1 protein-coding gene and 1 pseudogene are annotated in these 1,258 nt (G+C 61.3%); both read left to right on the top strand.

Annotated elements, in window-relative coordinates; all coding sequences use genetic code 11:
* Positions 1-1,046 (top strand): Ulp1 family isopeptidase (locus AC629_RS43575; RefSeq protein ID WP_245332201.1); only part of this gene is annotated, 1,046 nt, incomplete at its 5' end.
* 42 nt (positions 1,047-1,088) lie between these two features.
* Positions 1,089-1,258: pseudogene (locus tag AC629_RS43570) on the top strand (helix-turn-helix domain-containing protein); the annotation flags it as partial.

Below are 1,258 nucleotides of genomic sequence, written 5' to 3'. Positions count from 1 at the left end.
GGGGTCTTGCGTCATTTGTTGATCTGAATGCGCCGACGCCGTCCGAACTGCGCGATGATGCTCACTTCGGGCCCGGGCCCTCTGCCAGAGCGCGTGCGGACACCTTTGGGGGTCTTGCGTCATTTGTTGATCTGAATGCGCCGACGCCGTCCGAATTGCGCGATGATACGCACTTTGGGCCCGCGCCCTCTGCCAGAGCGCGTGCGGACACCTCCGGGGGTCTTGCGTCATTTGTTGAGCTGAGTGCGCCGACGCCGTCCGAACTGCGCGATGATGATCACTCCGCGCCCTCGCCCTCTGCCAGGGCTCCAACCGGCATCTACCGCGGTTTTCCTTTGGTTGATCTGACAACGCCGACGCCGTCTGGGTTAGATGAGGTTGATTCCGTGAGGGCGGCTCCGACCACCTACTCGGAGGCTCAGAGCGGGGCGACAGCCTCGTCCCGGGACGGCGGGCTAGTGCTTGGAGACGATGAATGGCTGGGTGATGAGCATATCCATAGGGATTACGAGCTGCTGGAGCAGCTGTTGCAGCGGAACCGTCCGGATCTCGCCGCCCGAACGCAGTTCGTGGATCCCATGGTTGCCCATTATCAGCTGCGCTTGGCCGCTACCGATAGCGACGCGCGACGCACACTCCAGCTCCTCATCGATCGGAATGGTAATGATACAGCCGACTTCCTGTTTCTGCCAATGAACGATGCCGATCGTCTTAATGAGCTCGGCGAGCATTGGTCGTTGCTATTCGTTGATCGCAGCGACAGGCAGCGGCCGGTCGCCTATCACTACGATTCCGTCCGGGGATACAACGACAACCGCGCAGCAAAGCTCGCGAAACGGCTGAGCCTCAGCCTAAAGGCAGCCGACATGGCCCAGCAGCAGAACACCTACGATTGCGGCGTCTTTGTCGTGGACGGCACGCGAGCGCTGGTCCGACGATTGGCGCAAGGAGAGCGACCCGAACACGAGCCGTTGCACCTCGACAACCTCGTCGCTGATCGACAGGCACTCCAAAGCCGGCTTAGCATTACACCTTTATTTCCTTAGTGCGCTCTGCGCGCTTTGACTGATGAGCCCTGCGCCACAAGGATCGACCTGGCGCTGGAGCTGCCGGAGCTGTCTCCGCGCGAACTGGCCGTGCGGCTCACCGACGAGCGGAAGTACTTCGTCTCGGAAGCGTCAGTCTATCGGCTGCTGAAGGCGCATGACCTGATCACCAGTCCGGCCTATGTGGTGATCAAGGCCGCGGACGAGTTCAA

It is taken from the genome of Bradyrhizobium sp. NAS80.1 (assembly GCF_001908205.1).
In the GTDB taxonomy this organism is placed as follows: domain Bacteria; phylum Pseudomonadota; class Alphaproteobacteria; order Rhizobiales; family Xanthobacteraceae; genus Bradyrhizobium.
This window is presented reverse-complemented; position numbering and strand designations above follow the sequence as displayed.